Annotated in this window: 9 protein-coding genes and 1 pseudogene; 5 read left to right on the top strand and 5 right to left on the bottom strand. The window is 56.5% G+C overall.

Annotation, left to right across the window (positions count from 1 at the left end; all coding sequences use genetic code 11):
• Positions 1–423 precede the first annotated feature (423 nt).
• The 5 genes and pseudogenes from LG31_RS0106760 to LG31_RS0106740 all read right to left on the bottom strand — a co-directional run.
• A pseudogene (locus tag LG31_RS0106760) lies at positions 424–885 on the bottom strand (DUF2310 family Zn-ribbon-containing protein); the annotation flags it as partial.
• A 3-nt stretch (positions 886–888) separates the two neighbouring features.
• The gene (locus LG31_RS0106755; protein WP_033113719.1) at positions 889–1,185 is read right to left on the bottom strand and encodes a DNA-binding protein; all 297 of its coding nucleotides are present in this window, start codon (positions 1,183–1,185) and stop codon (positions 889–891) included.
• A gap of 94 nt (positions 1,186–1,279) precedes the next feature.
• Positions 1,280–1,516, bottom strand: a complete 237-nt coding sequence (locus LG31_RS0106750; RefSeq protein ID WP_033113718.1) for a DUF2789 family protein — start codon at positions 1,514–1,516, stop codon at positions 1,280–1,282.
• Between the two features lie 342 nt (positions 1,517–1,858).
• Positions 1,859–2,158 carry a DUF3301 domain-containing protein gene (locus LG31_RS0106745; RefSeq protein ID WP_033113717.1) on the bottom strand — a complete coding sequence of 100 codons (300 nt, stop codon included), beginning with the start codon at positions 2,156–2,158 and terminating at the stop codon, positions 1,859–1,861.
• A 119-nt stretch (positions 2,159–2,277) separates the two neighbouring features.
• Positions 2,278–3,318: a DUF3549 family protein gene (locus LG31_RS0106740; protein ID WP_033113716.1), complete on the bottom strand. Its 1,041-nt coding sequence runs from the start codon at positions 3,316–3,318 to the stop codon at positions 2,278–2,280.
• Positions 3,319–3,577: 259 nt separating this feature from the next.
• On the opposite strand from LG31_RS0106740, the gene LG31_RS0106735 reads away from it, so the two are divergent.
• The 5 genes from LG31_RS0106735 to LG31_RS0106715 form a co-directional block, all read left to right on the top strand.
• Complete coding sequence (locus LG31_RS0106735; RefSeq protein WP_033113715.1) at positions 3,578–3,913, top strand: YqcC family protein; 336 nt, start codon at positions 3,578–3,580, stop codon at positions 3,911–3,913.
• The gene (gene truC, locus LG31_RS0106730) at positions 3,910–4,683 is read left to right on the top strand and encodes a tRNA pseudouridine(65) synthase TruC (protein WP_033113714.1); all 774 of its coding nucleotides are present in this window, start codon (positions 3,910–3,912) and stop codon (positions 4,681–4,683) included. Before LG31_RS0106735 ends, truC begins: the two co-directional genes overlap by 4 nt.
• Positions 4,684–4,786: 103 nt before the next feature.
• Complete coding sequence (locus LG31_RS0106725; RefSeq protein WP_033113713.1) at positions 4,787–5,221, top strand: flavodoxin; 435 nt, start codon at positions 4,787–4,789, stop codon at positions 5,219–5,221.
• Positions 5,222–5,747: 526 nt separating this feature from the next.
• Entirely contained in the window at positions 5,748–7,058 is a 1,311-nt protein-coding gene (locus LG31_RS0106720) for a maltoporin (protein WP_033113712.1), read from the top strand.
• 77 nt (positions 7,059–7,135) lie between these two features.
• Positions 7,136–7,908 (top strand): MalM family protein (locus LG31_RS0106715; protein WP_050513422.1); only part of this gene is annotated, 773 nt, incomplete at its 3' end.

Genomic DNA, 7,908 nt, shown 5'->3' with positions numbered 1-7,908 from the left:
GAGCAAGACCATGTCGTGTATTGTGGTTCCATTAGCAGCCCACTCGAGGCATCTCTCGCCATTTTCGTTAACGTAGAAGTTAGGTGTTGCATCAACAGTCAGATCGCCAACTTCGACATAGTGCACTCGCATTCCTACACCCGTCCGTAACCGTGAACCTTTCAGATAGATACAGCGTAGTTCAATTTTGAGAGCTCAACAGTGTAAGGGTGCTTTTTGTGATCAGCGTTACATTTTTTGAGGTGTGTGCACATATGAGGTGCAATGTGCATACCGCAGGACTGGTTCAAACCCCCATGCTTTTACTCGGAAATTCAATCTGTGCACTGTAGATGCAGCGTAGTTTTCTCAAGATTTAACACAACCAAACTTTTGAGATTGCAATGTGTAGAGGTGTGGTTTGAGATATTAGGTGTGAGGGTGCCACTTGATGATCTGCTTGTGATCGCCGTTGGCGATGGCCGGCACCTGATAGAGCGGGATGGGGGCAAAGTGGTCGCCGCAGCGCAGCGGTGAGCAGGTGTGCAGGAAGCTGGTGTAGAGCATCATCCAGCCGGGGCGCTCGCCCTGCTGGCCGCAAGGATCTGTGCTGTCGGAGAGCAGATCCGCCCCCTGCAGATGGAGTTTGGGCGCCAGCAGCCCCGCTTGATTGAGCTGCTGTTCGGCCAGCTTGACCTGCTCGCTCTGGTTGTCCGGGTGGAGGCTGTCCTGCTCCGGGCAGACTACCCGGCTGACGAAATAACCCTCGTGCATGCTGGTGGGGAACTCGCGGCCGAGGATCTGGCCCTGATAGCGCAGCATGTCCAGATAGTTGACGATGGCCCGCTCGGCTTCTCCAAGAGAGGTGTCGCGATAGCACTCAAAGCAGAGTTCGACGATATACATGGCTCAGTTTTTCCCCTGCTGGATGAGCAGGTCGGTCAGCCGATCCACTTTGCGTTCGAGACGATTGAGCTGTTCGGCAAGCTGCAGCAGGGTGGGCTCGGCAACGGGGGCGGGGGCTTGCTGCTCCTGGCTGGCCGCTTCCGGGGAACCTGCGGGCTGTTGCTTCCACTGGCTCAGCACTTTCAGCAGCTCGGCCATGGCAACCGGCTGGCTCAGGCGAGCCTTGATCATGGCGGTGGTCGGGGTGATCCCCTTGGCGGCCAGTTCGTTGGCGATACGGATGATCTCGTGGGCGGACATAAGCGTGCTCTGCTGAATGGGTGGATGAGGGGGCCAAAGTGGCTGGTCGGGGCGGAATCTTAACCAAAGCCCGCAGGGGATAAAAGGGGAGGGTTCAGCGGGGCTGGCGCAGCATCAGGTCGAGCTGGTCGATCGCCTCGCACCAGTCGGAGTCGTGCCACAGGGCATCGCGCAGAAAGCTGGCCTGAGCGGCGCTCCAGAACTGCGCTTCCGGCAGCAGGGTCTCGTTGTCGAGATGATGCTCGTGGACGAAGCGATAGAGACTCAGCTCGTCGTTGGCCATGCCGAGCTGGGCGAACAGGGCGGGTAAATCGTGGTGCAGGGGGGCCATCTCGTCTCTCCCTTGGCTAATCCCTGAGATTATAGACAGGCGAATTTATTCCCCCCGCGGCGGGCTGGGGTTTCATCCTGATGGCGGAGGGGGCATTGCGCCGCTTATGACGAGGGCTGGAGAAGCGAGAGATGGCCCGGAGTGGCCGTTATAAATAAAATTTATGGGTTTTAGGGATATGACCCAATTCCAGCTTATAGCGAGGGAAGCGCATAGCTGACGACATCCAGCATGCCGTTTGTGCTCACCAGAAGGGTTCGTCCGATCTGTGCCATATGGCTTGCCGGCCCCGACCCGGGTGGGGAGGGGGATAAGCAGGCCGGGTGATGGAGCAAGGGGATGTCAAACCGTGGGAATGCGATGGGGCGGCAGCTCGACGCCGATAACGTGCAGGCCTTGCATCTTGAGGGTGCCCTGATAGTGGCTCTCGCCATCGCTGGAGAACTCGAACTGGTAGTGGGTGAGCAGCCTGAGCGGTTTACCTGTCACTTCACGGCGGTTGCGGGCCAGCGACAGCAGTTGCAGGTCGTGGTGCTGGCAGTAGCGGCGCATATATTGCCACGCCAGTTCGGCCTGACGGCGTTGCAGCCAGAAGGCGCCGGCTATCGCCATCAGCGCCAGAATTCCGAGCATCTCTCCCATAGGCAGCTTCCTTGTTGTCGGATGATTGTCAGAACCGGTTGTCAGCCAGATAGCGGGAGCCTGCGACCAGACTCCCTCGCTGCCCTGACCTTGGCCAATGGGCCAAGCAGTGTAGCAGATCAGGCAGTGGCAAACAGGCGGCCAATCGCCTTGCCCAGCTCCTCGCTGCGTTCCGGGTCACGCAGTCTGGCCAGCATATCATTGCGCAGGGCCGGTAAAGTGACGAGCTCGGCAAAAACCTGATTGAAGAACTGGGTCGGTTGCAGGGCGAGCTGTTCCAGATAGTCGCCGAGCAGTCTGGCATCCTTCAGATCGGGCCAGAGCCGGCCTGCGATAGCGAGCAGCAGTGCCGGGCCCGGCTGGGTTTGCAGCAGGGTCAGCAGCTTGTTGGTACGCAGCGCGCTGCCGGGGCAGGAGGCCATGGCGCGGCAGAGGTAGGCCAGGGTCTCCGGGTTGGGCGTGGCACACTCCTGCTCCTTGCCGATCCGCTCGAGCAGGGCGCCTTGCACTGCTGGCGGCAAGGGTGCGCTCTCCAGACTCTGGCAGAGGGCGTAGAGCGGCTCTTGCGGCAGCTTGGGCAGCGCCTTGCAGACCAGCGCCAGATTGCGCTCATCATGCAGCCGCTCCGCCAGATCGGCAAAACCCTGCAGCCCCAGCGTCTGCCAGCCGGTGTCGTTGGGGGCTGCCAGATAGTGGCAGAGCGCTTCGTAATAGGCAGACGGGGCTTGCTCCAGCTGGCGCGCCAGCTTGGCGTGCAGGCTGGCCATCTTGGCCTCGGCCGGGCGGAAGGTGTAGGGGTTGTCAGCCAGTCGCTTGGCTTTCTCTTCGTCGAGCTCGCCGGTCAGCTTGTAGCCCAGCGTCTCCACGACCTGATCCATGAAGTGCTTGGGGCCGCTCGAGATGAGCAGGCCGCGCTCGTCGAGGGCAAACTTGAGGAACCAGAGGTAGTGGCGCGACTCGCTCGGCTGGAAGAAGTGGACGCCGAGCCAGGCGTGCTGCTGCAGCGGCCAGGGGTAGGGCTCCTGCTGCTGTTCGATGCGCACAAAGGTGTCGCTGGCCAGTGGCCGCACCTGGCGGCCCATGTCAAACAGCTGGAACTGGGTGCCAGCCTGGGTCAGAAAGTCGGTCAGAGTATTGATGGCGGTCGGCGTCGCAGACATGGAGAGCTCCGGCTTGAATATGATGCGGGCCGATTATAAGGCCATGGCCACGGATAGCCAGCGTTGGCTCCGGCTCTGATGGCGAGCCTGTGGCGGGATCTCTGCATGGCAGCGGCTCGGGAGGAGGTGTATAGTATCGCCCTTTTTTACGGGCGGTTGGCTGCGAAGGCTGCCGCTCTGGCTGGCGTCTTGTTGTTGCCTTGCTCGACAAGCGCACCGCCATCCCGGATCAACCTGTGGTGATGAGGAAGTACACGATATGAATCAATATTTGCTGGTCGCCGGCTTGCTGGGGGAACTCACGGCCGAGCTGCAGCGCCTCGAGCGCTGGCAGGCGGAGCATCCGGGCGAGGAGGCACTGGCCAGTACCCTGCCTTTTTGTGTCGATACCCTGAGCTTTGACCAGTGGTTGCAGTTCGTGCTGATCCCGCGCATGGAGCAGCTGGTGGTGATGCAGGCGCCGTTGCCGAGCAGCGTCTCCCTCTACCCCATGGCCAGCGAAGTCTATAAAGAGGAGCTGGCCGAGGTGGAGGCCCTGCTGCGGCTGATCGCCCGCTTCGACCTGCTGCTCTCCGGCAAAGTGGTCGAGCAATGATGGACGAGCAGAGTAAAGAAGAGAAAGCGCTGCAGCTCACCCTGCTCTATCAGGATGAGTGGCTGGTGGCGGTCAACAAGCCCTCCGGCCTGTTGGTGCATCGCAGCTGGCTCGACAAGGCCGAGACCCGCTTTGCCATGCAGATGACCCGGGATTTGATCGGCGGTCGCCACGTCTATCCGGTTCATCGCCTCGACCGGCCCACCTCCGGGGTGCTGCTGTTTGCCCTCGATCCGGCGGTGGCTCGTACCCTGACCGAGGCCTTTGCCAACCGTCAGGTGCACAAGGAGTATCTGGCGCTGGTGCGTGGCTGGGCGCCCGAGCAGGGGGTGATCGACTACCCCCTCAAGGAGCAGCTGGACAAGATTGCCGACGCCATGAGCAATCCGGATCGGCCGGCGCAGGAGGCAGTCACCACCTTCCGCCGGTTGCATCGGGTCGAGCTGCCTCACGCGGTCTCCAAGAAGCACCCCACCAGTCGCTACAGTCTGGTCAGATTGTTCCCGAAAACCGGCCGCAAGCATCAGCTGCGCCGTCATATGGATCATCTGTTCCACCCGATTGTGGGCGACACCACCCACGGCGATGGCCGTCATAACCGCTTCTTCCGCGAACACTATGGCTGCGAGCGCCTGCTGCTGGTGGCCCGCACCCTGAGCTTTACCCACCCGATCCTCAAGGTGCCGATGCGGATCCAGGCGCCGCTTGGTCAGGATGTGCTGCGCCTGTTTGCCGAGCTGGGCTGGCCTGCCAGCGAGAGCGATTACTAAGCGCCTGTTACTCGGCCCTGAACGGGTGGCATCTGACGCCAGCTTGCTGATAGAGTTGCTCACGAGCGTTGCTCAAAAGAGTGACTAAAGCAGGGAGGGGAGAATGGCACAGATCGATATCGTGGTGGGAAGCGTCTATGGCGCGGCCATGCTGGTGGCCGAGACGCTGGCTGATGAGCTGACACGGCAAGGGCACAAGATAGCGCTTTATGAAGAGGCACGGCTGGAGGATATCGACCCCAGCCGTTTTTTATTGTTGGTCAGCGCCACTACGGGGCAGGGGGACATTCCCCCCAATCTGCAGCCCTTTGCTACCGATCTGGCTGAGCGAGCCCCCTGGCTCAAGGGGTTGCGGTACGCTCTGGTCGCCATGGGGGACAGCAGCTACGACCATTTTTGCGGCGCCGGCCGTCGGCTGGATAGCCAGTTGCAGGAGCTGGGGGCGGCAGCGGTTGTCCCTCGCCTTGAGCTGGATGCGACCCTGCACGATGAGCCGGAGCGGGTCGCTCTGGCCTGGCTAAAAAGCTGGCATATATAGCCGCAAAATTACGCTGTAATTTGCTTCATATAAGTCCCCTGTCCGGTTCGGCAGGGGATTATTATTTGTACGCTATTCTCCCCATGCTCATCAAATATCCGTACTGACAGTGACGACATATTTCTCACTGACACCGTTTTCTTGTTTGTGTCGTTCTAAAAGGCAGCAAGACATATCAGGGAAATAAAAGTTCAATTATGAAAGCGATTTCAGTCATGTTTTTGCCAATGAGTGATCAAATATTCACTTTCATCTCGTTGCGAATTAATCAATGAGAGCGATTTCAGATTGATCTTGATCGCTTCCTTTTTGATTTTACTGGTGAGTTGTTGCCTATTTTTTGGATTTTTAGATTAATTGATGTGAGGCGATCGTTTGCCGAGCGATTTGTCGCCATTTTGTGAGTCGGTTCATATTTGTCGCGATATGTGCTCCCTATAATCGACCTCGGTTATCACCAGCAGGATTGCCCGGTGATAAATATTCAGGATCACACTCCTCACAGCGGGAAATAAGGAATATGACAATGAAAATGAAGTGGCTCCCGATTGCTGCAGCTGTTACTGCCGCCCTGGCTTCCCAAGCCGCCTTTGCCGTAGATTTCCACGGTTATATGCGTTCCGGTGTTGGTGTTTCCGATAACGGTGACATGCAGACCATGAGCCAGAATCGTGTTGGTCGTTTGGGTAACGAGAGCGATACATATGGCGAAGTTCAGTTGGGCCAAGAGGTTTACAGCAAGAACAACCAAACCTTCTATGTAGACTCCATGGTTGCTATGAAGGCAGGTAAACAAGGTCGTGACTGGGAAAATGCGAACGACAAGACTGCGGATTTTGCATTGTCTCAATTTAACGTGCAGGCCAAGAATTTGTTTGGTGGCAACGAAACGCTGTGGGCAGGTAAGCGTTACTACCAACGTCACGATATCCATATCACCGACTTCTATTACTGGAACGTCTCTGGTGCTGGAGCTGGTGTAGAAAATATCGAAGTAGGCCCTGGCAAGCTGTCAGTGGCGGTTGTTCGTAATGATCCATGGGATGCGATCTATAACACGAATGATCCGCAGTATCGCATGGATTCGAATGGTCACTATGTCTTGGATAAAGATGGTAACAAGATCAAGATTGATGACCGTGTTAATACCAATACCTTTGATATCCGTTATGCAGGCATTCCGCTGTGGACTGACGCTTCTCTCGAAGTGGGTTATGACTACGCAATGGCTAATCTGACTGATGAACAAAAACGTCAGAATTCTGATTACAAAGATGGCCATATGTTAACCGCTGAGCTGACTCAGTCCATGTTGGGTGGCTTCAACAAGACCATTGCACAGTATTTTATTGATGGTTTGGCCGCCCAAGGTGTCGACTACGGTGCTGGTTCAGGTAGCAGCTTAAGCCAAGCTGCATCCAGTGGTGATGGCTTCCGTTTGATTAACTGGGGTGTGTTGCCGATAGGTGATAAGGTTGAATTCGGCCACCAGATCCTGTACGCACAGGCCAATGGTTTGGATAAAGATACAACAGATAAAGATACCTTCTCCATTGTTGCTCGTCCGATGTACAAGTGGAACGATGTGATGAAAACCATCGCAGAGGTCGGCTACTTCAAGGATAACAAAGAAGTGAATGGCGTGAAGAGCAACACTGATGGGAGCAAGTACACCTTGGCTCAGGCTTGGTCAGCAGGTTCTGGTTTCTTTGCCCGTCCAGAGATCCGTGTATTTGCTTCTTATGTACAACAAGACGGTGCTTTCCGCGCTGACAGCAACGGAGTTAACCAAGACAATGCTTGGAACTTCGGTGTACAAGCCGAAGCTTGGTGGTAATCTCACCATCACCTGATATCAAGTCGCCCCCGCTTGTCGGGGGCTCTTTTTTTCAAGATGGCGTGTAGGGTATGCAGATGAAATATAGCAAGGTAGCGTTGACGATTTTGTGTTCCACTCTGATGACGGCGTGTGCGTCTCTTGAGGCTACAGTGGCTCCCACCCAGGAGTACAAGAGTATTCTCGATAGCCGTTCCAGCGCCCTGCAGCAACTCGGCACAGTCACTGTATGTTGCTCTAGTATCAGCGAGTTGCGGTATCAGCCATTGGCCGCTGAGCAGAAAAAAGTGATTGCCATTGATGGCAGTTCTCCGGCGTTCAACTTCCCGGAAGGCAAGAGTTATTATGCAGCGTTCAAGCTGCCGACCAATTCCGGCGATCTCAAAATTACGGTTGCAGGTCTGATCGACAAGACCCTGTTCAACCCCACTGTATTGATGCTGGACTCCCAGTTCAAACCGACTCGTACTATCAGTTCCGACATCATTACCTATAAGCCGGCCAGAATGCTGGATGGTGATCGGGTAGAAGGGGTCTTTACCATTGACCGTTCCTATGTGGGTAACCCGAACAACGAAACCTACATGGTGATTTACACCACTCAGGCTACTTTGAGCCAAACCACCCAAGCGATGAGCCCCTCCAAGATGATGGCCAAGTCATTGAGTGTTCAGGATTATGGCGCCAAAGATCCGCTGATCCCTCACTCTGCCTGGGGTGTGGTTAGCATTGATGTGGAAGACATGAGCTCCACCAAGCTCGGCGATAACTTCTACAAACCGGTTTACCAGGAAGCGATCGATGCCAACACACCGATCGTCGATCCGGCCCCGAACAAGCTGGTTGTTCC

The organism is Aeromonas lacus (assembly GCF_000764665.1).
GTDB lineage: Bacteria > Pseudomonadota > Gammaproteobacteria > Enterobacterales > Aeromonadaceae > Aeromonas > Aeromonas lacus.
Note: the sequence above shows the minus strand (reverse complement) of the source record. Positions and strands in the feature narration are given on the sequence as shown.